Genomic DNA, 22,556 nt, shown 5'->3' on the forward strand with positions numbered 1-22,556 from the left:
CTATCGCGCGGGCGCGCCAGCTCCTATCGCCGGCGCCGCCCCGCCTCCAGCGGATCGAGCGTCGCGAGGATGCAGGCCACATGGCGCGGCGCGACGTCGAGATGCGCCCCGATATCGGCGAAGGTGGCGACGCGCCCCGCCGGCACGCCAGCGACGATGCGCAGCACATCGCCCTTGATGCGCGCGAAGAAAGCAGACCGCGCTACGCCTCGCCCTCCTGCCGGAAGGGCGAGAGCGTCGCCAGCGCGTCGATCTCCCGGCGCATCGCCGGGCGCTCGCGGTCGAGGAACTCCGCAACCGCGCGCGACAGGCCCTGATGCGCGATCCAATGCGCGGAATAGGTCGGCACGGGCAGGTAGCCGCGCTGGATCTTGTGCTCGCCCTGCGCGCCGGCCTCCACGCGCGCCAGACCATGCGCGATCGCGAAGTCCATCGCCATGTAGTAGCAGAGCTCGAAATGCAGGAAGGGCACGTCCACCACCGCACCCCAGTTGCGGCCGTAAATCGCCTCGCGGCCCACCAGGTTCAGCGCGCCGGCCACCGGCTCCCCGTCGCGCTCGGCCACCATCAGCACCACCGCATCGCCGAGCCGCTCGCCCAGCAGCGGCCAGAAGCGCCGCGTCAGGTAGGCGCTGCGGCCCCACTTCCTGTCCGTCGTGCTGCGGTAGAAGCGGTGGAATGCGTCCCAGTGGCGCGGCGTGATCTCGGCGCCGCGCAGGCAACGCAGCGTGAGGCCGCAGTCCCGCACGTCCCGCCGTTCGCGCCGGAGCGCCTTGCGCTTGCGCGACGCCAGCGCGCCCAGGAAATCGTCGAAGCAACCGTAGCCCGGGTTGGCCCAGTGGAACTGCGTGCCAAGGCGTTGCAGCCAGCCCGCCTCGCCGAGCGTCGTCCACTCCGCCTCCGTGCAGAAGGTCACGTGGACAGAGGACGCGCCGACCGCCAAGCAGCCCTGGCGCAACCCCTCGGCCAGCGCAGCCGGCGGAACGCCGGTGCCGGGGCGCAGCAGAAGGCGGGGCCCCGGCACCGGGCTGAAAGGCACGGCCACCTGCAGCTTCGGGTAATAGTGCCCGCCCGCGCGTTCAAGCGCGTCGGCCCAGCCATGGTCGAAGACATATTCGCCTTGGGAATGGGACTTCGCGTAGCAGGGCGCGCAGGCCACCAGCAGCCCGGCCTCGTCGCGCAGCGCCGCGTGCTGCGGCAGCCAGCCACGGTCCGGCGTGGCGCTACCGCTGTCCTCGATCGCCGAGAGGAAGGCATGGCTGACGAAGGGATTCTCCGCGCCGGCGCAGGCGTCCCAGTCGGATGCCGGGATCTCGCCGATCGCGCGGTGCAGGGTCAGCGAAAGCGGGGCGGGACCATCGGGCATGCGCTCGAATCTCGCCATGCGGCGCCGGAGCGCAAGGCGTGCCGTCGACATCGCCGCGTCACGCGCAGGAATGGCGACGCCCGCGGGCGGCGGCGGCAGGAGCCCTGGTGGGCCCCGCTCACCCCACGCCGCCGCCCGCGAGGCGCCGGCCGCAAGCCGGCATCCCCCGCCGGCCTGGCATGATCCGTCGGCGGCGGGCGTCGCTGCCGCCCGGTGCCCGGATCAGTATTCCTCGGACCGATAGATGCTGACGGCGCCGAGCAGCATGGTCAGCGCGCCCGACAGCAGCATCACGATCGCAATCGTCTCCGGCGCCGCCGCGGGCAGGCCGCCCGGCAGCGTCAACGGCACGCCATTGGTCGTGAAGCCGACATACGCGCCGGCCCCGGCTGCACCGAGCCCCATCAGAAGCGCCACGATTCCGAGCCCCATGGTATCCCCCACACGCAACAACCTGGAGATGCAACGCGCCGGGGCGCATCGCCGCCGGCACATTCCCCCGTGCCGACAGTTCGACGCCCACAACGCAATCACAGGTGGGAGATAAACACTTCGTGATCATGATTGACAAGGGGTAACGGGTTGTTGGCGTGCACGCGTGCTCATTCCGCCACACTTCACGCGTGGCCGGGCAGGCGGACAGACAACCGGAGAAATTGCAGGAGACGCTCGCTTTCGCGCGAAGTCTCGCGGTTTGAGACCTATCCGATCTCGAACATCCCCTCGACCTCGACGGCCGCATCGGCGGGCAGGGAGGGCACGCCGATCGTCGTCCGGGCATGGCGGCCGGCATCGCCGAACACCTCCACCGCCAGATCCGAGGCGCCGTTCATCACCCCGGCATGGCCCGTGAACGCGGCCGGTGCGGCGATGAAGCCGCCCAGCCGCAGCACGCGGCGCACCCGGTCGAGATCGCCCGCCGCCGCCTTCAGCTGCGCCAGCAGGTTGACGAAGCAGAGCCGCGCGGCATCCCGCGCCCGCTCGGGCGTGACGTCCACGCCGACCTTGCCGGTGAAGGCGACCTTGCCGTCGACCAGCGGGATCTGCCCCGAGACCACGACCAGGTTTCCCGTGACGGCGAAGGGCACGTAGTTGGCGATGGGGGCCGCCGGCGCCGGCAGGGTGATGCCGAGCTCCGCCAGTCGCTGTTCGATCCGTCCGGCCATGGGGTCTCTCCTTCGGTGTAGGCCGAAGGAGACTGACCCTGGCACCGCCCCCCGGCAAGCCGCCGGGCGGCAGGGTCAGGCGGCGTGGCTCCAGGCGCGGCGGCGGCGGGCCGGCGGCTGCGCCACCGGCAGGTCCAGCGGCAGCAGCGGCGGGTCCTGCCCCGCGACCGCCGGCAGCATCTCCTCCACCGCCGGGTCGGGCAGGTCGGTGCGGCCGAGGTAGTCGATCGCCAGCCGCCGGAACGCCCAGTCGAGCACCGAGGTGGCCCGGCGGATCGCGGCATCGCCCTCCACAGCCCCGCCCGCCCCCGGCCCATACGCATAGGCCTCGACGAAGGCGGCGAGCGGCACGCCATGCGCGAGGCCGAGCGAGACGGCCTCGGCCAGCGCCTCGAGCAGCGCACGGGAGGCGGCACCCTCGCGCGGCAGGCTGAAGGCGATCTCGCGCAGCCGGCCGCGGTCGTCCTCGGTGGCGCGCAGCGCGACGCGCGCGCCGCCGACCTGGACCCGCCAGGTCCGCGCCGCCGGCGCCGCCACCGGGCGCGGTGCGGCGCGGCGCGGCGCCTGCGGCAGGGCGGCCTGGGCCGGCGGCGCGGGCGGCGCGGCGTCCAGGAAGGGCATCACCGCCGCCTCCATCGCGCCGCGGGCGCCGGGCGGCGGTGGGCCGAGCAGCGCGGGGGCCTCATCCCCCGCCCGTTCCGCGGCGCGGGTCGGGCGCAGGACGAAGCGGCCGTCATTGTCGCGCGTCGGCACCAGCGGGCCGGCGGCGGGCGCGATGCCGGCCTGCTCGGCGCCGAGCAGCGCCTCCACCGCATCGGCCGGCGCCAGGGCCACGCAGCCCTCGTGGCGCAGGCCGGGGGAGGATGCGGCCTCGTCCAGCGCCGCGCGCGCGGCCTCGGCCAGGCCCGGCACGACCGTCGCGGTTGGCGGGGACGGCCAGATCAGCGCGACCGGATGGAGCGCGCCGTGGCGCGCGGCGAGGCGACCCGATTCGGCTTCCGCCGCGCCGCGGGTCAGCGCGGCGATGGCGGCGGCGACATCGCGCGCCTCCGGCCCGCCATAGGGCAAGCGGAAGGCGGCGAGCAGCCCGGCCAGGTCCGCGAAGCCGAGGCGCAGCCGCGGCGCCCGCCCCTGGCCCAGGATGTCGAGCACCCGCACGCCGACCGCCACGGCCGCGGCATAGCCCGCAGCGTCGAAGCCGCCATCTGCGTCGAGGAAGGCGGGCAGGCTGAGCACGAAGCGCGCTTCCTCCCGCCGGTCGCGCCAGACCTCGGCGCCCGGCGCGCCACGGCGCGCGAGCAGCAACTCGCCGAGGCCGGCGGCGAGCGCGTCCGCCTCCTCCGGGCTCTCGATCAGACCGAGGCGGCGCCCGCGCATGGTCACGCGGCGGATCCATCCCTCGGCCAGCGTCGGGAAGACGACCGGGCCGTTGCCCGGGGCGATGGCCGCGATCGCGGCGGCGGCCTCGTCCTCCCAGGCGGTGGGAAGGGCCACGGGGCGCGGGGGGGCGTCGGGATCGGCGCCGATCCGAATGCGCCGGAGCGCAACGCCATCCCAGATCGTACCAAGGAGACCAGCCATGCCGGCAGGCTAGCCAGACTCGGCGCCGCACGGAAGCCGCATCTTGTGGGTCGGGGCGTCATGACCCCCAATATCCTGTGGATACACCGCGCTTTGCGCCCGCCCGCCCGCTGTGGCATCTAGGGCGCCTCCGGGATGCCCCTGAAGGACGCCCATGGCTTTCCTCGACGCCTTCCTCATCCGTTTCACCAGCCGCCGGGTCGGCCAGGACCGCTTCGGCAACACCTACTGGGAAGCGAAGTCGCGCCGGGACGTCTATGGGCGGCCGCTGCGCCGGGTCCTTTATGCCAAGGCGCCCGAGGCGTCCGCCGTGCCGCCGGAGTGGTGGGGCTGGATCCACCACACCACCGACCGGCCGCTGCCCGAGGACGCGCCCCGCCGCGCCTGGCAGAAGGACCATCGGCCGAACCTGACCGGCACGCCCGCCGCCTGGCGCCCGCCCGGCCACGATGCCGCGGGCGGCCAGCGCCCCGCCACCGCCGGCGACTACGAGGCCTGGACGCCGGGGCGCTGAGCCCCGACATCCTCTGAACCATGCAGAAGCGCAGCCTTGCCGAATTGCTGACCGGCGCCGTCGTCCTCCTCGTCGCGGGCGGCTTCCTCGTCTATGCCGTGACCGGCAGCGGCCGGTCCCTGACCGGCGGCCCGGGGATCAACCTGACCGCCCGCTTCGACCGGATCGACGGCCTCGGCGCCGGCGCCGACGTGCGGCTCGCGGGCGTGAAGGTCGGCCAGGTGGTGGCGCAGCGGATCGACCCCGAGACCTTCCTCGCGGTCCTGACGCTGCGCGTCGATGCCGGGCTCCGGCTGCCGTCCGACACCTCGGCCGAGATCCAGAGCGAGAGCCTGCTCGGCGGCAAGTACGTCGCCCTGGTGCCCGGCGGGTCGGAGCGGATGCTGGCGGCCGGCGGCGAGATCACCATCACCCAGAGCGCCGTCAGCCTCGAGAGCCTGCTCGGGCGGTTCATCTTCTCGGTCACCGAGATCAACCAGAACCGCGGCGGGGAGCAGGCGACGCCGGGCGCCGCGCCGGCGCCCGCGCCGCGATGACCGCCCCGGCACCGGGCACCTGGCCGGGCGCCGACGGCAAGCCGGTCGCCTGCCGCGAGAAGCTCAAGATGCTGGCCGAGAACCATGCCGAGCTCGCGCAGGCGCTGCAGGACGCCTTCGAGGACGCCGTGCTGATGGGCGTCGATGAGGCCGCGATGCGCCGCATCCTGGCCGAGATGGTGGACGGGCTGCAGAGCCCGAAGCGCCGGCCGTGAGGCGCCTCGCGCTGCTGGCCGCGCTGCTGGCCGCGCTGCTCGCCGCGCCGCTGCCGGCCGCGGCGCAGGACTGGGTGCCGATGCGCTCGGCCCGCCTGCAGGCGCTCGACAAGGTCACGGCGCGCATCACCATCCTCGAGGCGCGCGTCGGCAGTTCGGTCACCTTCGGCACGCTTACCATCGCGCTCGGCGCCTGCCATGGCCGCGGCCCGGACGAGGTGCCCGACGCCGCCGCCTGGATGGAGATGACCGACAGCCGCGCCGCGCCCGGCAGCCCGCCGGCCTTCCGCGGCTGGATGTTCGCCAATGCGCCGGGCGTGAACATGCTGGAGCATCCGGTCTACGACATCCGCGTGCTGGAGTGCCGCTGATCGGTCGTTCGGGCGTGCTGTCGCCGACCGGATCTCCCACCCGGCATCCGTCACGTATAGCTTTGCTGGATGGCCGGTTGCGGGAGCGGACCGGAGCCGTGGAGGGCGGAGGCGATGACGACCGCGCAGGCCCTGCTGCTCGCGATCCTCGGGGGCGCCATCCTGCTGTTCCTCTGGGGCCGGTGGCGGCACGACATGGTCGCGGTCGGGGCGCTGCTCGCCTGCGTCTTCGCGGGGCTGGTGCCGGCCGAGGCCGCCTTCGCGGGCTTCGGGCATCCGGCGGTGGTCTCGGTCGCGGCCGTGCTGATCCTCTCGAGCGGCCTGCAATCCTCGGGCGCCGTCGAGGCACTGGCGCGCGCCGTCCTGCCCGGGCAGGGCGCGCGGCTCGGCCGCGGCTGGCCGGCGGCGGCGATGCTGGCGCTGCTGGCCGCGGTCCTCTCGGCCTTCATGAACAATGTCGGCGCGCTGGCGCTGCTCATGCCGCTCGCGATCCGGCTCGCGGCACGCGACGGGCTGCCGCCGGGGCAGGTGCTGATGCCGCTCGCCTTCGGCTCGATCCTCGGCGGCATGACGACGCTGATCGGAACGCCGCCCAACCTGATCGTCTCGGGCTTCCGCGCCGCCGAGCGCGGCGAGGGCTTCGCGATGTTCGACTTCGCGCCGGTCGGGCTGGCGGTGGCAGCGGCGGGCCTGCTGTTCGTCGCGGCCTTCGCGCGCTTCCTGGTGCCCGCCCGGCGCGCCAGCGCGGCCGAGGCCTTCGACACCGGCGCCTACCTGACCGAGGCGCGGATCGGGGAGGACAGCAAGGCCGTCGGCCTGATGCTGCGCGAGGTCGAGGAGAAGCTGGCGGCCGCCGAGGCGCAGGTGGTCGGCCTGGTCCGCAACGAACAGCGCATCCCGGCGCCAAGCCCGTGGCGGCACGTCCAGGCCGGCGACATCCTCGTCATCGAGGCCGAGCCCTCGGCGCTGGCGACCGCGCTCACCTCCCTCGGCCTCACGCTCGAGGAGGAGGTCGCGCCCGAGCCGGAGGGCGACGAGGCGAAGGGCAAGGGCAAGGAGGAGGCGAAGCACAAGGCGGGCGCCCGGGCGCTGCGCTCGGATGAGGTCGCGCTGGTCGAGCTTGCCGTGCTGCCGGACGCCGAGATCGTCGGGCGTTCGGCGCAGGCGCTCAGGTTGCGGACGCGGTTCGGGATCAACCTGCTGGCTATCTCGCGGCCCGGCCGGCACGCCATGTCGCGGCTGCGCAGCACGCGGGTCCGCGCCGGCGACGTGCTGCTCATGCAGGGCACGCCCGAGGCGATCGCGGATTTCGCCTCGGTCTTCGGCTGCGTGCCGCTGGCCGAGCGCCCGCTCGTGATCCCCGACCGGCGGCGCGCGGTGGTCGCGGCGGGGATCATGGCGGGCGCGGTCGGCGCCGCGGCCACGGGGCTGGTGCCGGCCGCGATCGCCTTTGTGGCCGGCGCGCTGGCGGCGATGGCGCTCCGCGTGGTGCCCGTCCGGCGCGCCTATGCGGCGGTGGACTGGCCGGTGATCGTGCTGCTCGGCGCGCTGATCCCGGTGGCGGACGCCATGGCGACGACCGGGGCAGCCGACCTCGTGGCGCGCGGCCTGCTCGGCCTGGCGGGGAATGGCGGCGTGCTGGTCGCGCTCGGGCTCGTGCTGGTCGTGACGATGACGCTGTCGGACTTCATGAACAACGCTGCGACGGCCGCCGTGATGTGCCCGATCGCGCTGCGCACCGCGGCCGAGGCGGGCGGCGCGCCGGACGCCTTCCTGATGGCGGTGGCGGTCGGCTCCTCCTGCGCCTTCCTGACGCCGATCGGGCACCAGAACAACACGCTGATCCTCGGCCCCGGCGGCTTCCGCTTCGGGGATTACTGGCGGATGGGCCTGCCGCTCGAGGTCATCGTCGTGGCGGTTTCCGTGCCGCTGCTGATGCTTGTCTGGGCGGGCTGAGAGACCGCTTGAGAGCGCCGGCACCGGCCCGCACACCCACCCTGCCACCCATCCAGGATGCTTTCGTCGGCTGGCCGGGTCGGGGTGCGGGCCGGTGCCGGACATCGGAATGCACCCGAAGGCGCATTCTCAAACGGTCTCTGGGCTCGCTCAGCGGATCCCGAAGAAGGCCTTCACGCGGGCCAGGATGTCGTCGCGCGTCGGCGCGGCGTGGCTCGGCTGGTCGGAGATGCGCGGGCCGGCGAGGTTGCGTGCCTGGCGCTCGGCCATGATGGCGGTCAGCCCCTCGGCAAGAACCGGGCGGGCCTGCAGCAGCGGGTCGAGTTCCCCCTTGGCGAGTTCCAGCACCACCGCCCCGGTCGCGGCCGCGACGGTCGCCATGCGCGGCTGGCCGGTCAGCAGCGACATCTCCCCGAAGACGGAACCTGGATAGAGGCGGTCCACCACCGCCTCGACCCCGTCGGGCCGCTCGATCCGCACCTCGAGCACGCCTTCGGCCAGGACATAGAGGGACTGGCCCTCGTCCCCCTGGCGCACGACCACCTCCCCGGCGCGGAGGTCGCGCGGGGCCATCGCCGCGGCCAGCGCCGCGCGTTCCGGCGCGGTGAAGGGGCGCAGCAGGTCCAGGCTCTCGACCAGGGCGCGATGGGGCTCGGAGGCGCGCTCCGCCGCGGCGCGCTGCAGGCGCACCTCCCGGCCCGGCGCCGCGGGGGCGAGGCCCGCGCGCAGCAGCGCGCGCTGCACGGCGCCGGCCACCTGGTCGCGCCAGGGATTCTCGGCGCCGAAATCCGGCACGTGGAACCGCACCGCATAGGTCGCGACGCCGTTCGCGAGGTCGGCCAGCAGCACGTCGGGGGCGAAGCCGCGCTGGTCGCGCCCGGCCTCCATCGCGGCGGCGAGCAGGATGCGCCGCGCGCGGTCGGCCGGCACGGCGGCATCGAGCGCGACGGGCAGCGACGTGCGGTACCGCCCGCCCTCCCCCGATCCATAGACCGCGATGCGGTGGCCCGCGATCAGGCTGTTCGGCACCACGAGTGTCACGCCGTCCCGCGTCACGAGTCGCGTCGAGCGCCAGGAGATGCCGGTCACGCGCCCGGCGCAGCCCTCGGTCGCCTCGATCCAGTCGCCGATCGCATAGGGCGATTCCATGCCGAGCGCGATGCCGGAGAAGATGTCGCCGAAGATGTTGCGCAGCGCGAAGCCGAGCACCGCGATGACGACCGAGGAGGTCGCGATCAGCCCCGTGGCCGGCAGTTCGAAGACCACCTGCATCACCACCAGCGTGGCGGCGACATAGAGCGCGGTGCCGACGAGGTCGCTCAGCAGTTTCGGATGCCTCGCGAGCAGCAGAGCCGCCGCGCGCACGCCGGCCCAGGCGAGCAGGAACCAGAAGGCCGCGCCGGCCAGCAGGCGCGGCGTGCCGTCCGCCGGCAGCACCTGGTGCAGCAGCAGCGACGCCAGCGCGAGCGCGCCGGGCAGGACAAGCCGGCGGAACGGGATGCGGTTCAGCGTTTCCCCCTTCAGGGCACGGGACGGGCCCGGTTGCGGAGGATGCTGCTGCCGACGGCGATGCCGCCGCAAGGGCCGATCGGGCCGGCCCCTCGACGGGCCCGGCGTTTCGCGCCATCCCTGCCGGGTCGCAACGAGGTGCCCCGATGACCGTGCCCAATCCGCGCATCCCCTTTCGCCTCGAGGGCGACGAGGCGCCGCTGCCGCCCTTCCGCGGCAAGCGCGTGATCGTGAACGTCGCCGTCAACGTGGAATACTGGCCCTTCGACCAGCCCATGCCGCGCGCCATCCTGCCGCCGCCGCACGGCATCCGCGCGGTGCCGGACGTGCCCAACTTCACCTGGGTGGAATACGGGCTGCGCGTCGGCATGAAGCGGCTGCTCGACCTCTGCGCGGGCCTCGGCATCCGGGCCTCGAACCTGTCCAACGCCCAGATCTGCACGCACTACCCGCGCCTCGCGGAAGCCATGCTGAAGGCCGATTGGGACTTCGTGGGTCACGGGCTCTACCAGAAGGCGCTGGCGACGGTGGAGGAGGACGAGGCCTGGGTGCGGGACAGCCTTTCCATCATGCGCGGATTCTCGGGCCAGCCGGTGCGCGCCTGGCTCGGCCCGGGACTGTCGGAGAAGGCCGACACGCCCGAGGTGCTGAAGCGGCACGGCATCGAATACCTGCACGACTGGCTGCTGGACGACGAGCCCGTGTGGATGACGACGGCGGCGGGGCCGATGGTCTCCCTGCCCTACACGGTCGAGCTGAACGACGTGCCGGTCTATGTCGTCGCGAATCACGATTCGGCGGCGCTGGCGGACCGCATCCGCGACAGCTTGGCCTTCTACGCGCGCACCGGCTTCGACCGCACGCGCGTCATGACCATCGCGCTGCACCCCCATGTGATCGGCGTGGCGCATCGCATGGAGAGCTTCGCGGCGGTGATGGCGGACCTCGCGCGGCATGAGGAGGTGGCCTTCGCGACGTCCTCGGAGATCGGGGCGTGGTTCGCGGGGATCAGGCCGGCGCCGGGGTGATGGCGCGACGGGAGGGGCGCCGCCCCTCCCCGACAAGGGCCGAAGGCTCTTTGGGAACCATCCCCCGGTGCCCGCCGCCCCCGAGGCGGCGCCAAGTATCAAGGAAGGGAGGGGGACCGGGGGAGGTTCTCCTCCCCCCACCTTCCCGACGACGCCCCACATACCTGACGCACGAAGGTTTCACCCTCGTGCCCCTCAGACGCCGGGCGGGCCGCATCCGCGGCCCTTGGCTTCGCCGGACGACCGGCGGGCCGCATCCGCGGCCCCGGCCCTTCGGGCCGAAAGTCGGAACTTCGTGCGCTTGGTATCAGGAAGCGCCTTCGTCCCGCAGCAGCGTGGCCACCGCATCGGCGGGGACGTCGCTGCTCGTGAAGCAATCCCCCGCGCCGCGCATCAGCACGAAGCGCATCGTCCCGTCGCGGTTCTTCTTGTCCTTCGCCATGCGGCCCATCAGCGCATCGACCGCGAAGCGCCGCGGCAGGTCGGCGATGCGCGCGGGCAGGCCGCAGGCGCGCAGGTGTTCCATCACGCGCGACGGCCATTCCTGGCTGCAGTGGCCGAGCCTGGCGGACATGGCGGCGGCGAGACCGAGCCCGACCGCGATCGCCTCCCCATGCAGCACCGATCCGTCGAAGCGCGCCTCGGCCTCCAGCGCATGGCCGAAGGTGTGGCCGAGGTTGAGCAGCGCGCGGCCGCCCTCGGCGCTTTCCTCCCGCTCATCGGCCGCGACCACGGCGGCCTTCAGGCGGCAGGATTCGACCACCGCATGGGTCAGCGCGGCGGTGTCGCCGGCCACGACGGCGGTGCCGTGGCGTTCGCACCAGTCCCACAACGCGCCTTGCAGCAGCCCGTGCTTCGCGACTTCCGCGTAGCCGGCGCGCAACTCCCGCGCGGGGAGCGTCGCCAGCGTGTCGGTATCCGCCAGCACGATGCGCGGCTGGTGGAAGGCGCCGGCCAGGTTCTTGCCGGCGCGGAGGTTCACGCCCGTCTTGCCGCCGACGCTGGAATCGACCTGCGCCAGCAGGGTCGTCGGCACCTGCACGAAGGGCAGGCCGCGCAGCGCCACCGCCGCGGCGAAGCCCGCGAGGTCGCCGACCACGCCGCCGCCCAGCGCCACCACCGCCGTCCGCCGGTCCACGCCGGCGGAGAGCATGGCCTCAAGGACCTCCTGCAGCCGGCCGAAATCCTTCGACGCCTCCCCCGGCGGCACGGCGATCTCGGCCAGCACGGCGATCCCCGCCGCCTCCAGCCCCGCCCGCAGCGCCGGCAGGTGCAGCGGCCCGACCGCGGCATCGGTCACGACCACGACGCGCCGCGCGGGCAGCACCGGCGCGATCAGCCCGCCCGCGCGCGCGCGCAGCCCGGGGCCGACCAGCACCTCGTAGGACCGCTCGCCGAGGCCGACGGCCAGGCGTTCCGGCCGCACGGCGGCATCCAGCGCGTCCTGCACCTTGCCGGTCGTCGCATCGAGGCTCTCGTCGCTGCAGGACACGGTCACGTCGGCCTCGGCATAGAAGGGGTGGCGCGCGGCCATCAGGCGCGTCAGCACCTCGGCCGGGTCGGCGTTCAGGAACATCGGCCGGTGTTCGCGCCCCGCGACGCGGCGCAGCAGCGTCGGCAGCGAACAGCGCAACCAGAGCGTCTGCGCGCCCGAGGCCTTGATGGCCGCGCGCGTCGCGCCGTCGGCGAAAGCGCCGCCGCCGGTGGCCAGCACCAGCGGCAGGCCGGCCAGCAGGCGGGTGATGACGCGGCGCTCGCCGGCGCGGAAATGCGGCTCCCCGTAGCGGGCGAAGATCTCGGTGATCGGCATGCCGGCGGCGCGCTCGATCTCGGCGTCGGCGTCGCGAAAGGGCAGTCCGAGGCGCGCGGCGAGGCGCCGGCCGATCGCGGTCTTGCCCGCGCCCGGCATGCCGACCAGCACGACGCTGCGCGCCGCCGCCAGGGGCGGAGCGTCCTCTGGGGGGTGCAGATCCTCTGCGTCGGGAAGGTCGAAGGCGGAGTTGCGCGACACGGTGCCGGAGGCTAGCACAGATCGGACGCTAGGTGAGGGAGCCGCCGCCGAGCATGCGCCGCAGCCCGATCGTGCCGATACTTCTGGTCGTCCTCGGCGTCGTCGCCCTGGGCCTGCTTGCGATCGGCGCCTTCCCGCCTGCCGTGCAGCCGCAGGCCGTCGAGCGCACCCTCTCCAACGAGCGATTCTCGAGCGGCCGCTGAGAAGCCGTTTGAGAATGCAGGGAGCGGGCCGGTGCCGCGCTGCTGAATGCGCCGAACGGCGCATTCTCAAACGGCCGCCGGGGCCGCGCGCATGACCTCCCGCCATGTCGAGGCCTTCCTCGAGATGCTGGCCGCCGAGCGCGGCGCGGCGCGCAACACGCTGGCCGCCTACGGCGCGGACCTCTCCGATTTCGCGGCCTTCGCCGCCGCGCAGGGCGTCGCCGCCCATGCCGCCGATGCGGGGCTGCTGCGGGACTGGCTGGCAGGGCTCGCGGCGGCCGGATTCGCGGCGCGGACCCAGGCGCGCCGGCTCTCCGCCATCCGCCAGTTCCATCGCTTCCTGGCAGCCGAGGGCATCCGCCCCGACGATCCGACCGAGCTGCTCGACAGCCCGCGACTGCCCGCGAGCCTGCCGCGCGCGCTGACCGAGGAGGAGGTCGAGCGCCTGATCGCGGCCGCCGCCGGCCTGCCCGGCAAGCGCGGCGCGGTGGCGGCGGCGGCGGTCGAGTTGCTGTATTGCTCGGGGCTGCGCGCCAGCGAGCTCGTGGCCCTGCCGGCCGGCGCGCTCAGGCCGGGGGAGGAGCTGATCGCCGTGCGCGGCAAGGGGGGCAAGGAGCGGCTGGTGCCGGTCTCGGCCCGGGCCCGGGCGCTGGCGCTGGCGGCCCGCGACGCGGCGGCCGAGGGCAAGGGCGCGCGGGCGGCGCGCTGGCTGTTCCCCTCCCGCGCCGCGGCGGGGCACCTGACCCGGCAGTCCCTGGCGCTGCTGCTGAAGGAGGCGGCGCTGGCCGCGGGCCTCGACCCCGCGCGGGTCAGCCCGCACGTGCTGCGGCATTCCTTCGCGTCCCACCTGCTGGCGCGGGGCGCGGATCTGCGGAGCCTGCAGGTGCTGCTGGGCCATGCGGACATCGCCACGACCCAGATCTACACGAAGGTCCTGGAGGCCCGGCTGAAGGCGCTGGTGGAGGCGCACCACCCGCTGGCCACCGGGGGGGTCGCGCGCGGCCCGGATTTCGGCTAACCCCCCGGCCCCATGCGCCACTTCCTGGATTTCGAGAAACCGATCGCCGAGCTGGAAGGCAAGATCGAGGAACTGCGTCGGACCACCGACGCGGGCGGCATCGACGTGGCCGAGGAAGTCGGCCGGCTGCGCGACAAGGCGCAGACCCTGCTGAAATCCACCTACGCCAAGCTGACGCCCTGGCAGAAGGCGCAGGTCGCGCGCCATCCGGACCGGCCGCACGCCTCGGACTACATCCACACCCTGGTCGAGGACTTCACGCCGCTGGCCGGCGACCGTGCCTTCGCCGATGACCTGGCGGTGGTGGGCGGCATGGGTCGCTTCCGCGGCCGCGCGGTGATGGTGCTGGGCACCGAGCGCGGCCACGACACCGAAAGCCGCGTGAAGCACAATTTCGGCATGGCGCGGCCGGAGGGCTACCGCAAGGCGCGCCGCCTGATGGAACTCGCCGGCCGCTTCGGCCTGCCGATCCTGTCCTTCGTCGACACCGCCGGCGCCTTCCCGGGCATCGACGCCGAGGCGCGCGGCCAGGCGGAAGCCATCGCGCGGTCGATCGAGGCGGGGCTCGACGCGCCCGTCCCCTTCATCGCGACCATCATCGGCGAAGGCGGCTCGGGCGGCGCCATCGCGCTCGCGGCCGCCGACCGGATCGTGATGCTGGAACACGCGATCTATTCCGTGATCAGCCCCGAGGGCTGCGCCTCCATCCTCTGGCGCGACCAGGCTCAGGCGGCGACGGCGGCCGAGGCCCTGAAGCTGACCGCCGAGGACCTGCACAAGCTGAACCTGGTGGACGCCGTGCTGCCCGAGCCGCTGGGCGGGGCGCATCGCGACGCGCACGGCACCATCGCGGCGCTCGGCAACCGGATCTCGGAGTTGCTGGAGCCGCTGGTGGAACTGGACGGCGCGACGCTGCGCGCGCGGCGGCGGGAGAAGTTCCTGGAGATGGGGCGATCCGGGGTGATCTGAGGCAGGGGAGGCACCGCCTCTCCCGCCCCCCCTCCGCCGAGGGCCGAAAGGCCCTCGGAACCTGCGACCGGCCATGATCGAGGATACGCGCGCGCGCTTCGTCCGGGCCTTCCCGGGCATCGCGCTGACCATCTTCCTGTCGGCGGTCGACCAGACCATCGTCGCGACGGCGCTGCCGGCCATCGCGGCCGAGATGGGCGGGATCGAGCGGGTATCCTGGATCCTTGTGGCCTACCTCGTGGCGGCCACCTGCGCGGCGCCGGTCTTCGGCCAGCTGGGGGATGTGTTCGGGCGCAAGCGGCTGCTGTTCGTGGCGCTGGCGGTCTTCGCGGCCGGCTGCCTGGGCTGTGCGCTGGCGCCGAGCCTGCCGGCGCTGATCGGGGCGCGCATCGTGCAGGGCTTCGGCGGCGGCGCGCTGCTCACGCTGGCGCAGGCGCTGATCGGGGAGGCGCTGCCGCCGCGCGAACGCGGGCGCTACCAGGCCTGGATCGCGGGATCCTTCGCCTTCGCCTCCGCCTGCGGGCCGGTGATCGGCGGCTATGCCACGCAGTTCTTCGGCTGGCGGTCGGTGTTCCTGGTGCTGCTGCCGGTGGCGGTGGCCTGCGCGGTGCTGGCCCGGCGGCTGGCCGCGGTGCCGCCGGTGCGGCGCGAGGCGCGGCTGCGCTTCGACTGGGCGGGGCTCGGGCTGTTCGTGCTGGCGGTGGGCTGCGCGCTGGTGGCGCTGGACCGCGCGCGACGGCTCGATCCGGCCTTGCTGCCGGCGGTGGTGGTGCTGGCGGTCGTCTCGGTGGGCGCCGTGCTGCTGCTGCTGCGGGTGGAACGCGCGGCGCGCGACCCGCTGCTGCCGCTCTCGCTGTTCGCGGAGCCCTCGATCTGGCGTGCCTACCTGCTCTCGGCCTGCGTGGTGGGGGCGCAGGTCGGGATGATCGCGCTCCTGCCGGTGTGGCTGCAGACGGTGCGCGGCATCGCGCCGGGGCCGTCCGGGCTGATGCTGGTGGCGATGTCGCTCGGCGGTGCGTCCGGCGCCTTCTTCTCGGGGCGGATGGTGGCGCGGACCGGGCATGCGATGCGCTGGCCGACGGCGTTCCTGCCCGTCGGCGTGGTGCTGTGGGCAGCGCTGGCGCTGGTGGCGGCCGACCTGCCGCTGGCGGGATTCCTGCCGCTGCTGGCGGCGGCGGCGTTCTGCTCGGGCACGTCCTATCCGGTGGTGCAGGTAACGGCGCAGGCAGCGGCGGGGCGGGAGAGGCTGGGCGCGGCCTCGGCGGGCGTGGCGTTCTCGCGCAACATCGGCGCGGCGACGGGCACGGCGGTGGTGGCGGCGGTGGTGTTCATGGCGGTGAGTGCGACGGGCTCCGGCGCCGCGTTCCAGCGGCTGGTGACGGAGGGGCCGGGGTATCTGGCGGCGCTCGGGCCGGAGGCGGCGGCGGCGCTGCGCAGCGAACTGGCGGAGGCGTTCCGCGGGCTGTTCGCGACGGCGGCGGTGCTGACGGCAGTGGGGGCTGTGCTGGCGTGGCGGGTGCCGTTGCGGCGGTTCTGAGGGGGCGCGGGGTCAATCCCCCGCCGCCGCCTGCTCCAGCCGGTAGGGATGCGCCGGATAGGCGCCGAGGATGCGGAACTCGCGCGAGAAGAATTCCAGCTCCTCGAAGGCGCGCCGCAGCGCCGGGCTGTCCGGGTGGCCGTCCACGTCGCAGAGGAACTGTGCCGCGGCGAAGCGCCCGCCCACCATGTAGGATTCGAGCTTCGTCATGTTGACGCCGTTCGTCGCGAAGCCGCCCAGCGCCTTGTAGAGCGCGGCCGGGATGGACCGGACGCGGAAGACGAAGGTGGTGACGGTGTCGGGCGCGCCGGGCGGCGGGTCGCGGCGTTCGCGCGCCATCACGTAGAACCGCGTCGTGTTGTCGTGCTCGTCCTCGACGTTGCGCTTCAGGATCTCGAGCCCGTAGATCTCGGCCGCCAGTTCGCTCGCGATCGCCGCGTCCTCGATGCCGCCGCGTTCGGCGATGATGGCGGCGGCGCCCGCGGTGTCGGCCTCGATCACCGGCTGCAGCGCCATGTCGCGCATCAGGTTCAGCACCTGGCCGAGCGCCATCGGGTGGCTGTGCGCGCGCCTGAGCGTGGCCAGACTCGCCCCCTTGGGCGCCAGCAGGCAATGCTCGACGCGCTGGAAATGCTCCCCCACCACGTTGAGGCCGGAGCCCGGCAGCAGACGATGGATGTCGGGCACGCGCCCCGCGACGGAATTCTCGCAGGGCAGCATCGCGAGGTCGGCGCGGCCCTGATGCAGCGCCTCCATCGCCGCCTCGAAGGACGGGCAGGGCAGGGTTTTCCAGCCGGGATAGGCGCTCCGGCAGGACAGGTCCGAATAGGCGCCGGGCAGGCCCTGGAAGGCGATGGTGTTGGTCGGCATGGATGTTCCGTTCAGCGTGCGGACAGCGCGTGGGATTCAGCGTGCGGGCGGCGCGCGGGATTCAGCGCGCGAGCAGCGTGCGGGCGCGATCGAGGTCCTCCGGCGTATCGACGCCGAAGGGCCCATGCTCGACCCGCGCCGCGGCGATGCGCATGCCCGCCTCCAGCGCGCGCAGCTGTTCGAGCTTCTCGCGCAGTTCCAGCGGGCTCGCCGGCAGCGCCACGAAGCGGTCGAGCGCCGCGCGCCGGTAGGCATAGACGCCGATATGGTGCCAGCGCAGCCCATCCCCCCAGGGGATCGGCAGGCGCGAGAAATAGAGCGCCGGGGCGACCCGGGCCTCGCCCTCGAAGGCGCAGGCGCATTTGACGAAGGATGGGGTGTTCGCCTCCGCCTCGTCGGCGATCGGGCAGACCAGCGTGCCGATGTCGACCGCGGGGTCCTCCAGCGGCGCCAGCACAGCGCGCAGCGTCTCGGGCGCGATGGTCGGGAAGTCGCCCTGCAGGTTCACGACCACGTCGTGGTGCCCGCCCGGGTCCAGCACCGCCAGCGCGCGCTGCACCCGGTCGGTGCCCGAGGGCACGTCGTCGGCCACCAGCACGGCCTCGGCGCCGGCGCCGCGCGCGGCGGCAACGATCTCGGGCTCCCCGGCCGCGACGGCGACGGGGCCGATCCCGGCCTCCCGCGCCCGGTCCAGCACATGGGCGATCATGGGGCGGCCGTGGATGTCGGCCAGCGGCTTGCCGGGCAGGCGGGTCGCCGCCATGCGGGCAGGAATGACGACGATGGGGCGCAAGGCTGCGGGTCCGGTCTGGCGCGGGTAACGCGGGTTGTCTGGCGCGGGGGCGGGCACTATGGTCCGCCGCGTTTTAGGCAAGGCGAAGCCGCCGCGCAAACGCGCGGCCGGCGCCGGCACGAGGGTTCGAGGCGCAATGCACAGTCTGGAAGGCAACAAGATCGTCGCGGCGGTGCTGACCGCGGGCATCACGCTCGGCCTGGCGGGGTTCGTGGGCAGCCTGCTCGTGAAGCCGAAGTTCCCGCACGACGCCGCCATCCGCATCGGCGGCGAGGAAGCCACCCAGCAGGCCACCGCCCCGGCCGCGGCCCCGGCGCTCGACCCGATCGTGCCGCTGCTCGCCAGTGCCAATGTCGACAACGGCCGCCAGGTGGCGCAGCGCCAGTGCGCGTCCTGCCATTCCTTCAACGAGGGCGGCCGCCAGGGCGTCGGGCCGAACCTCTACGGCATCGTCGGCGCCAAGCACGCGCATATCGAGGGCTTCAACTACTCCGCCGCGCTCCGCGGCATGGCGGACAAGCCCTGGACCTACGAGGAACTGAACGCCTGGCTGCACAACCCGCGCGCCTACGCGCCGGGGAACCGCATGACCTATGGCGGGCTCGCGAACACGCAGCAGCGGGCGGACCTGATCGCCTACCTGCGTTCGATCTCCCCGGCTGCGCCGGCGCCGTAAGTTTTTTCGCCCTCAGGCGCCGGGCGCCGCCATCCGGCGGCTTGGCTTGCGCGCCGCGCTCGGTTGCTCCGGGCACGACTGACGGGTTGGGCGCGGTCGCGCGTTGCGCTCCCGGATCGAGGCAGGGCCTCGAACCGCAGGGAATGGCGGACGGAAGGGGCAAGACATGGTTCCCGACGACATCATCGCCGCGGCCGAGGTCTTCGCCGATGCCGCCGGCGCGGCGATCCGCCCGCTGTTTCGCTCCACCCTGCTGGTCGAGGCCAAGGGCGACGCCAGCCCCGTCACGCGGGCCGACCGGGAGGCGGAGGAAGCGATTCGCGCGCTCATCGCCGCCCGCTTCCCCGGCCACGGCGTGATCGGCGAGGAACACGGCGCGGATCGGCCCGACGCCGAATGGGTCTGGGTGCTGGACCCGATCGACGGCACCCGCGCCTTCATCACCGGCCGGCCGCTGTTCGGCTGCCTGGTGGGGCTGCTGCACAGGGGGGTGCCGGTGCTCGGCATCATCGACCAGCCGGTGACCGGGGAACGCTGGGTCGGCGTCGCGGGCCGGGCCACGCGCTTCCGCGCGCCGCTCGGCGGGACCGCCGCCTGCCGGCCCTGCGCCCGCGTCGGCGACGCAGAACTCTCCTGCACCAGCCCCGACATGTTCCTGGCGCCGGACAGGCCGGGCTTCGAGCGCCTGCGCGGCGCCGCGCGGCGCGTGACCTGGGGCGGCGACTGCTATTCCTACGGGCTGCTGGCGCTCGGCCTGGTCGATGTCGTCGCCGAAAGCACGATGAAGATCTGGGACTGGGCGGCGCTGGTGCCGGTGGTCGAAGGCGCCGGCGGCCGCGTGACGGATTGGCGCGGGGAGCCGCTCACCGCCGCCTCCGACGGCCGCGTCCTGGCCGTGGGGGATCCCGCCCTGCTGGCCGAGGCCGTGTCCCTCCTCACCGATCGGTAAGCGCAGGGACGTTGCCCCGCAGGGGTCCAGCCCCCATCCTGCATTCCATGCAGCGACGTGACCTCCTGGCGCTCGGCGCCCTGGCCGCCCTTCCCGCCCTGCCGCGCGGCGCGCGCGCGGTCGTCCCCGCCGGGGGCGACAGGCCGGGCGAGGTGGTGCGGACCCACGCGCTCTCCCTGCTGGCGGAGCCAGCCCTGCCGCGGGACTTCCCGCACTGGCCCTGGGCCAACCCGGCGGCGCGCAAGGGCGGCGAGGTGGTGCTGGGCCGCCTCGGCGCCTTCGACAGCTTCAACCCCTACATCCTGCGCGGCACGCCGGATGCCGGGATCGGCCTGATCTACGACACGCTGATGGCCGGCAACCCGGACGAGGCGACGGCCGAATACGGCCACCTGGCCGAGACGGTGGAACTCCCCGCCGATCGCCTCGGCGTGTCGTTCGAGTTGCGCGCGGACGCCCGCTGGCACGACGGCCGGCCCGTGACGGCCGAGGACGCGGTCTTTTCCTTCAACGCGCTGCGCACCCATGGCAGGCCCTTCTTCCGCGCCTATTGGGCCGACGTGACCGAGGTGGTGGCCGCGGGGCCGCGCCGCGTCACCTTCCGCTTCCGCAACGCCGAGAACCGGGAACTCGCGCAGATCCTGGGCGACCTGCCGGTGATGCCGAAGCACTGGTGGGAGGGGCGCGACTTCGCGCGGCCCTCGCTCGACGTGCCGCTCGGCTCGGGCCCCTACCGGCTCGAGCGCTTCGAGGCCAACCGCAGCGTCGTCTACCGCCGCGTCGAGGACTACTGGGCGCGCGACCTCAACGTCCGCCGCGGCCTGAACAACTTCGACACCATCCGCTACGAGTACTTCCGCGACACGACCGTGGCCTTCGAGGCCTTCAAGGCCGGGCAGATCGACTTCCGCCAGGAGAACGTCGCGCGCGACTGGGCGACCGGCTACGACTTCCCCGCCGCCCGCCGCAACCTCGTGAAGCGGGAGGAGGTGCCGCACGAGATCCCGACCGGGATGCAGTGCTTCGCGATGAACCTGCGCCGGCCGCAGTTCCAGGATGCCCGCGTGCGGCGCGCGCTGATCGAGGTCTTCGACTTCGAGTGGATGAACGCCAACCTGTTCTACGGCGCCTATGCGCGCACGAGATCCTACTTCTCGAATTCCGACTTCGCCGCGCGCGGCCTGCCCGAGGGGCGCGAGAAGCAGATCCTGGAAGGCTTCCGCGGCCGCATTCCCGACGCCGTCTTCACCGAGGAATACGCGCTGCCCGTCACCGACGGCTCGGGCAACAACCGCGCGGGGCTGCGCCGCGCCCTCGGCCTGCTGCAGGACGCCGGCTGGCGCGTGCGCGACCGTCGCCTGGTCAACGCGCAGGGCCAGCCCTTCGAGCTCGAGATCCTGCTGCAGGGCCCGACCTTCGAGCGCGTGGCGCTGCCCTACGTGCAGTGGCTCGAGCGCCTTGGCGTATCGGCCCGCGTGCGCACGGTCGATCCCGCGCAGTACCAGGTGCGCATCGACGCATTCGACTTCGACATGACGGTCGAGGTGTTCGGCCAGGGCTTCTCCCCCGGCAACGAGCAGCGCGACTACTGGAGCAGCGCCAAGGCGCGCGAGAACGGCAGCCGCAACACGGCCGGCATCTCCGACCCGGCGATCGACGAGCTGGTCGAGCTCGTGATCGGCGCGCCGGGCTATGATGAGTTGGTGGCGCGCACGCGGGCGCTCGACCGCGTGCTGCTGCACCACAACTTCGTCGTCCCGCAATGGCACAGCCGCACCTTCCGCGTCGCCTTCTGGGACAAGTTCGGCCGCCCCGAGCGCAACCCGCGCTACGGCCTGTCCTTCCCCTCCGCCTGGTGGATCGACCCGGCGCGCGAGGCCGCGCTCGCCGAAGCCCGGCGCAGCCTGTGATGGCCCTGCCGCCGCCGCTGCGGGCCTGAGATGGGCGCCTATCTCCTCCGCCGCCTGCTGCTGGTGGTGCCGACGCTGTTCGGCATCATCCTGATCAACTTCGCGGTCGTGCAGTTCGCACCCGGCGGGCCCGTCGAGCAGATGCTGGCCGAGTTGCGCGGCGAAGGCGCCACGCTCGGCCGCCTGACCGGGGAGGGCGGCGGCGAGGTCCGTGCGCCCGCGAACCTCGATCAGCGGGGCGGCGGCGGCGGCGAGGGCCCGGTCGGCACGTATCGCGGCGCGCGCGGCCTCGACCCCGCCATCGTCGCCGAGATCGAGCGCGCCTTCGGCTTCGACAAGCCCGCCACCACTCGCTTCAGGGAGATGCTGGCCGGCTACCTCACCTTCGACTTCGGCCGGTCGCTGTTCCGGGACAAGCCGGTGGTCGACCTCATCCTCGAGAAGATGCCGGTCTCGATCAGCCTCGGCCTCTGGTCCACGCTGATCATCTACCTCGTCTCGATCCCGCTCGGCATCCGCAAGGCGGTGCGCGACGGGTCACGCTTCGATGTCGCGACATCGGGCGTCGTGCTGGTGGGCTACGCGGTGCCGGGCTTCCTGTTCGCCATCCTGCTGGTCGTGCTGTTCGCCGGCGGTTCGTTCTTCCAGTGGTTCCCGCTGCGCGGCCTGGCGAGCCCGGGCGCCGCGGACTGGCCATTCTGGGAACGCGCGATCGACTACGCCTGGCACATGGCGCTGCCCACGCTGACGCTGGTGATCGGCGGCTTCGCGGGCCTGACGATGCTGACCAAGAACGCCTTCCTGGACGAGATTGGCAAGCAGTACACCGTCACGGCCCGCGCCAAGGGCAACAGCGAACGCCGCGTGCTCTACGGGCACATCTTCCGCAACGCGATGCTGCTGATCATCGCGGGCTTCCCGGCCGCCTTCATCGGCATCCTGTTCACCGGGGCGCTGCTGACCGAAATCATCTTCTCGCTCGACGGGCTCGGGCTGCTCGGCTTCGAAAGCGCCATCCGGCGCGACTACCCGGTGATGTTCGCAACACTCTACATCTTCACGCTGCTCGGCCTGGTCATGCAGATCGTGGGGGACTTCACCTACACGCTGGTCGACCCGCGCATCGACTTCGAGGCGCGGCGGTGAGGGTGGGGGCGGTCCTGGCGTGGCGCGCGCCGCAGGAGGGCTCCGCCCTCCCGCACCCACCCGCCAAGGGCCTAAGGGCCCTTGGAACCCGATACTTGGCCGGCGGGAGGGAGGGGCACCACGGAACCGCCGGGCGGGGAACACGCGCCCGGCCCCTCCCTCCCGCCGGCCAATTCATGGTGTCCAGAGGCCTTTCGGCCTCTGGCGGGGGGTGCAGGGGGGCAGCGCCCCC

The 22,556-nt window shown here is 73.5% G+C and carries 23 protein-coding genes; 14 read left to right on the forward strand and 9 right to left on the reverse strand.

Annotated features, from left to right (window positions below):
• Window positions 1-23: 23 nt before the first annotated feature.
• The 5 genes from E8M80_RS25970 to E8M80_RS13560 form a co-directional block, all read right to left on the reverse strand.
• Entirely contained in the window at window positions 24-167 is a 144-nt protein-coding gene (locus E8M80_RS25970) for a hypothetical protein (RefSeq protein WP_170979402.1), read from the reverse strand.
• Between the two features lie 35 nt (window positions 168-202).
• Window positions 203-1,366: a GNAT family N-acetyltransferase gene (locus E8M80_RS13545; protein WP_137126242.1), complete on the reverse strand. Its 1,164-nt coding sequence runs from the start codon at window positions 1,364-1,366 to the stop codon at window positions 203-205.
• 222 nt (window positions 1,367-1,588) lie between these two features.
• Window positions 1,589-1,798: a hypothetical protein gene (locus E8M80_RS13550; protein WP_137126243.1), complete on the reverse strand. Its 210-nt coding sequence runs from the start codon at window positions 1,796-1,798 to the stop codon at window positions 1,589-1,591.
• A gap of 269 nt (window positions 1,799-2,067) precedes the next feature.
• Window positions 2,068-2,532, reverse strand: a complete 465-nt coding sequence (locus E8M80_RS13555; RefSeq protein ID WP_137126244.1) for a RidA family protein — start codon at window positions 2,530-2,532, stop codon at window positions 2,068-2,070.
• 75 nt (window positions 2,533-2,607) lie between these two features.
• Entirely contained in the window at window positions 2,608-4,113 is a 1,506-nt protein-coding gene (locus E8M80_RS13560; RefSeq protein WP_137126245.1) for a TSCPD domain-containing protein, read from the reverse strand.
• 154 nt (window positions 4,114-4,267) lie between these two features.
• Between E8M80_RS13560 and E8M80_RS13565 the strand changes: the two genes are divergently transcribed.
• From E8M80_RS13565 to E8M80_RS13585, 5 genes are all read left to right on the forward strand, one after another.
• Window positions 4,268-4,627, forward strand: a complete 360-nt coding sequence (locus E8M80_RS13565; protein ID WP_137126246.1) for an NADH-ubiquinone oxidoreductase subunit NDUFA12 family protein — start codon at window positions 4,268-4,270, stop codon at window positions 4,625-4,627.
• 20 nt (window positions 4,628-4,647) lie between these two features.
• Window positions 4,648-5,163: an outer membrane lipid asymmetry maintenance protein MlaD gene (gene mlaD / locus E8M80_RS13570; protein ID WP_137126247.1), complete on the forward strand. Its 516-nt coding sequence runs from the start codon at window positions 4,648-4,650 to the stop codon at window positions 5,161-5,163.
• Complete coding sequence (locus tag E8M80_RS13575) at window positions 5,160-5,378, forward strand: hypothetical protein (protein ID WP_137126248.1); 219 nt, start codon at window positions 5,160-5,162, stop codon at window positions 5,376-5,378. Before mlaD ends, E8M80_RS13575 begins: the two co-directional genes overlap by 4 nt.
• The gene (locus E8M80_RS13580; RefSeq protein WP_240790023.1) at window positions 5,375-5,749 is read left to right on the forward strand and encodes a DUF2155 domain-containing protein; all 375 of its coding nucleotides are present in this window, start codon (window positions 5,375-5,377) and stop codon (window positions 5,747-5,749) included. The genes E8M80_RS13575 and E8M80_RS13580 overlap by 4 nt, the downstream gene beginning before the upstream one ends.
• A 114-nt stretch (window positions 5,750-5,863) precedes the next feature.
• Window positions 5,864-7,705, forward strand: a complete 1,842-nt coding sequence (locus tag E8M80_RS13585) for an SLC13 family permease (RefSeq protein WP_137126249.1) — start codon at window positions 5,864-5,866, stop codon at window positions 7,703-7,705.
• A gap of 150 nt (window positions 7,706-7,855) precedes the next feature.
• On the opposite strand, the gene E8M80_RS13590 is transcribed toward E8M80_RS13585, so the two are convergent.
• On the reverse strand, window positions 7,856-9,286 hold the full coding sequence (locus E8M80_RS13590) for a cyclic nucleotide-binding domain-containing protein (RefSeq protein ID WP_137126250.1): 1,431 nt from the start codon (window positions 9,284-9,286) through the stop codon (window positions 7,856-7,858).
• 74 nt (window positions 9,287-9,360) lie between these two features.
• Between E8M80_RS13590 and E8M80_RS13595 the strand changes: the two genes are divergently transcribed.
• A complete protein-coding gene (locus E8M80_RS13595) occupies window positions 9,361-10,242 on the forward strand; it encodes a hypothetical protein (RefSeq protein WP_137126251.1) in 882 nt (293 codons plus the stop codon).
• A gap of 307 nt (window positions 10,243-10,549) precedes the next feature.
• On the opposite strand, the gene aroB is transcribed toward E8M80_RS13595, so the two are convergent.
• Window positions 10,550-12,253 (reverse strand): 3-dehydroquinate synthase, encoded by a 1,704-nt coding sequence (aroB, locus tag E8M80_RS13600; protein ID WP_240790024.1) that lies wholly within the window; start codon window positions 12,251-12,253, stop codon window positions 10,550-10,552.
• Between the two features lie 53 nt (window positions 12,254-12,306).
• Here aroB and E8M80_RS25975 point away from each other — a divergent pair, with 53 nt between their 5' ends.
• The 4 genes from E8M80_RS25975 to E8M80_RS13615 all read left to right on the forward strand — a co-directional run bounded on the left by E8M80_RS25975 (window position 12,307) and on the right by E8M80_RS13615 (window position 15,980).
• A complete protein-coding gene (locus E8M80_RS25975; protein WP_170979403.1) occupies window positions 12,307-12,456 on the forward strand; it encodes a hypothetical protein in 150 nt (49 codons plus the stop codon).
• A gap of 91 nt (window positions 12,457-12,547) precedes the next feature.
• A complete protein-coding gene (locus E8M80_RS13605) occupies window positions 12,548-13,474 on the forward strand; it encodes a tyrosine recombinase (protein WP_137126252.1) in 927 nt (308 codons plus the stop codon).
• Between the two features lie 12 nt (window positions 13,475-13,486).
• Window positions 13,487-14,443 carry an acetyl-CoA carboxylase carboxyltransferase subunit alpha gene (locus tag E8M80_RS13610; RefSeq protein ID WP_137126253.1) on the forward strand — a complete coding sequence of 319 codons (957 nt, stop codon included), beginning with the start codon at window positions 13,487-13,489 and terminating at the stop codon, window positions 14,441-14,443.
• Between the two features lie 73 nt (window positions 14,444-14,516).
• Window positions 14,517-15,980, forward strand: coding sequence for an MFS transporter (locus E8M80_RS13615; protein WP_137126254.1), 1,464 nt, complete (start codon window positions 14,517-14,519; stop codon window positions 15,978-15,980).
• 12 nt (window positions 15,981-15,992) lie between these two features.
• Here E8M80_RS13615 and E8M80_RS13620 read toward each other — a convergent pair whose 3' ends face one another.
• Both E8M80_RS13620 and E8M80_RS13625 read right to left on the reverse strand, forming a co-directional pair.
• Window positions 15,993-16,850, reverse strand: coding sequence for a prephenate dehydratase (locus E8M80_RS13620; RefSeq protein WP_137126255.1), 858 nt, complete (start codon window positions 16,848-16,850; stop codon window positions 15,993-15,995).
• Window positions 16,851-16,911: 61 nt separating this feature from the next.
• A complete protein-coding gene (locus E8M80_RS13625) occupies window positions 16,912-17,613 on the reverse strand; it encodes a 3-deoxy-manno-octulosonate cytidylyltransferase (protein ID WP_240790025.1) in 702 nt (233 codons plus the stop codon).
• 166 nt (window positions 17,614-17,779) lie between these two features.
• Between E8M80_RS13625 and E8M80_RS13630 the strand changes: the two genes are divergently transcribed.
• The 4 genes from E8M80_RS13630 (at window position 17,780) to E8M80_RS13645 (ending at window position 22,324) form a co-directional block, all read left to right on the forward strand.
• A complete protein-coding gene (locus E8M80_RS13630) occupies window positions 17,780-18,319 on the forward strand; it encodes a cytochrome c family protein (protein WP_137126257.1) in 540 nt (179 codons plus the stop codon).
• Window positions 18,320-18,485: 166 nt separating this feature from the next.
• Window positions 18,486-19,268, forward strand: a complete 783-nt coding sequence (gene hisN / locus E8M80_RS13635) for a histidinol-phosphatase (RefSeq protein WP_137126258.1) — start codon at window positions 18,486-18,488, stop codon at window positions 19,266-19,268.
• 47 nt (window positions 19,269-19,315) lie between these two features.
• Window positions 19,316-21,178 (forward strand): extracellular solute-binding protein, encoded by a 1,863-nt coding sequence (locus tag E8M80_RS13640; RefSeq protein WP_137126259.1) that lies wholly within the window; start codon window positions 19,316-19,318, stop codon window positions 21,176-21,178.
• A 30-nt stretch (window positions 21,179-21,208) separates the two neighbouring features.
• Window positions 21,209-22,324 (forward strand): microcin C ABC transporter permease YejB, encoded by a 1,116-nt coding sequence (locus E8M80_RS13645; RefSeq protein ID WP_137126260.1) that lies wholly within the window; start codon window positions 21,209-21,211, stop codon window positions 22,322-22,324.
• Window positions 22,325-22,556 lie beyond the last annotated feature (232 nt).

It is taken from the genome of Roseomonas sp. HF4 (assembly GCF_005222755.1).
Lineage (GTDB): Bacteria > Pseudomonadota > Alphaproteobacteria > Acetobacterales > Acetobacteraceae > Neoroseomonas.

What these genes read in the sequence shown, in the direction of transcription:
- E8M80_RS13545 (WP_137126242.1), bottom strand. Translation starts at nt 1,366, where the DNA reads ATGCCCGATGGTCCCGCCCCGCTTTCGCTGACCCTGCACCGCGCGATC.
- E8M80_RS13550 (WP_137126243.1), bottom strand. Translation starts at nt 1,798, where the DNA reads ATGGGGCTCGGAATCGTGGCGCTTCTGATGGGGCTCGGTGCAGCCGGG.
- E8M80_RS13555 (WP_137126244.1), bottom strand. Translation starts at nt 2,532, where the DNA reads ATGGCCGGACGGATCGAACAGCGACTGGCGGAGCTCGGCATCACCCTG.
- E8M80_RS13560 (WP_137126245.1), bottom strand. Translation starts at nt 4,113, where the DNA reads ATGGCTGGTCTCCTTGGTACGATCTGGGATGGCGTTGCGCTCCGGCGC.
- E8M80_RS13565 (WP_137126246.1), top strand. Translation starts at nt 4,268, where the DNA reads ATGGCTTTCCTCGACGCCTTCCTCATCCGTTTCACCAGCCGCCGGGTC.
- mlaD (WP_137126247.1), top strand. Translation starts at nt 4,648, where the DNA reads ATGCAGAAGCGCAGCCTTGCCGAATTGCTGACCGGCGCCGTCGTCCTC.
- E8M80_RS13575 (WP_137126248.1), top strand. Translation starts at nt 5,160, where the DNA reads ATGACCGCCCCGGCACCGGGCACCTGGCCGGGCGCCGACGGCAAGCCG.
- E8M80_RS13585 (WP_137126249.1), top strand. Translation starts at nt 5,864, where the DNA reads ATGACGACCGCGCAGGCCCTGCTGCTCGCGATCCTCGGGGGCGCCATC.
- E8M80_RS13595 (WP_137126251.1), top strand. Translation starts at nt 9,361, where the DNA reads ATGACCGTGCCCAATCCGCGCATCCCCTTTCGCCTCGAGGGCGACGAG.
- E8M80_RS25975 (WP_170979403.1), top strand. Translation starts at nt 12,307, where the DNA reads ATGCGCCGCAGCCCGATCGTGCCGATACTTCTGGTCGTCCTCGGCGTC.
- E8M80_RS13605 (WP_137126252.1), top strand. Translation starts at nt 12,548, where the DNA reads ATGACCTCCCGCCATGTCGAGGCCTTCCTCGAGATGCTGGCCGCCGAG.
- E8M80_RS13610 (WP_137126253.1), top strand. Translation starts at nt 13,487, where the DNA reads ATGCGCCACTTCCTGGATTTCGAGAAACCGATCGCCGAGCTGGAAGGC.
- E8M80_RS13615 (WP_137126254.1), top strand. Translation starts at nt 14,517, where the DNA reads ATGATCGAGGATACGCGCGCGCGCTTCGTCCGGGCCTTCCCGGGCATC.
- E8M80_RS13620 (WP_137126255.1), bottom strand. Translation starts at nt 16,850, where the DNA reads ATGCCGACCAACACCATCGCCTTCCAGGGCCTGCCCGGCGCCTATTCG.
- E8M80_RS13625 (WP_240790025.1), bottom strand. Translation starts at nt 17,613, where the DNA reads ATGGCGGCGACCCGCCTGCCCGGCAAGCCGCTGGCCGACATCCACGGC.
- E8M80_RS13630 (WP_137126257.1), top strand. Translation starts at nt 17,780, where the DNA reads ATGCACAGTCTGGAAGGCAACAAGATCGTCGCGGCGGTGCTGACCGCG.
- hisN (WP_137126258.1), top strand. Translation starts at nt 18,486, where the DNA reads ATGGTTCCCGACGACATCATCGCCGCGGCCGAGGTCTTCGCCGATGCC.
- E8M80_RS13640 (WP_137126259.1), top strand. Translation starts at nt 19,316, where the DNA reads ATGCAGCGACGTGACCTCCTGGCGCTCGGCGCCCTGGCCGCCCTTCCC.
- E8M80_RS13645 (WP_137126260.1), top strand. Translation starts at nt 21,209, where the DNA reads ATGGGCGCCTATCTCCTCCGCCGCCTGCTGCTGGTGGTGCCGACGCTG.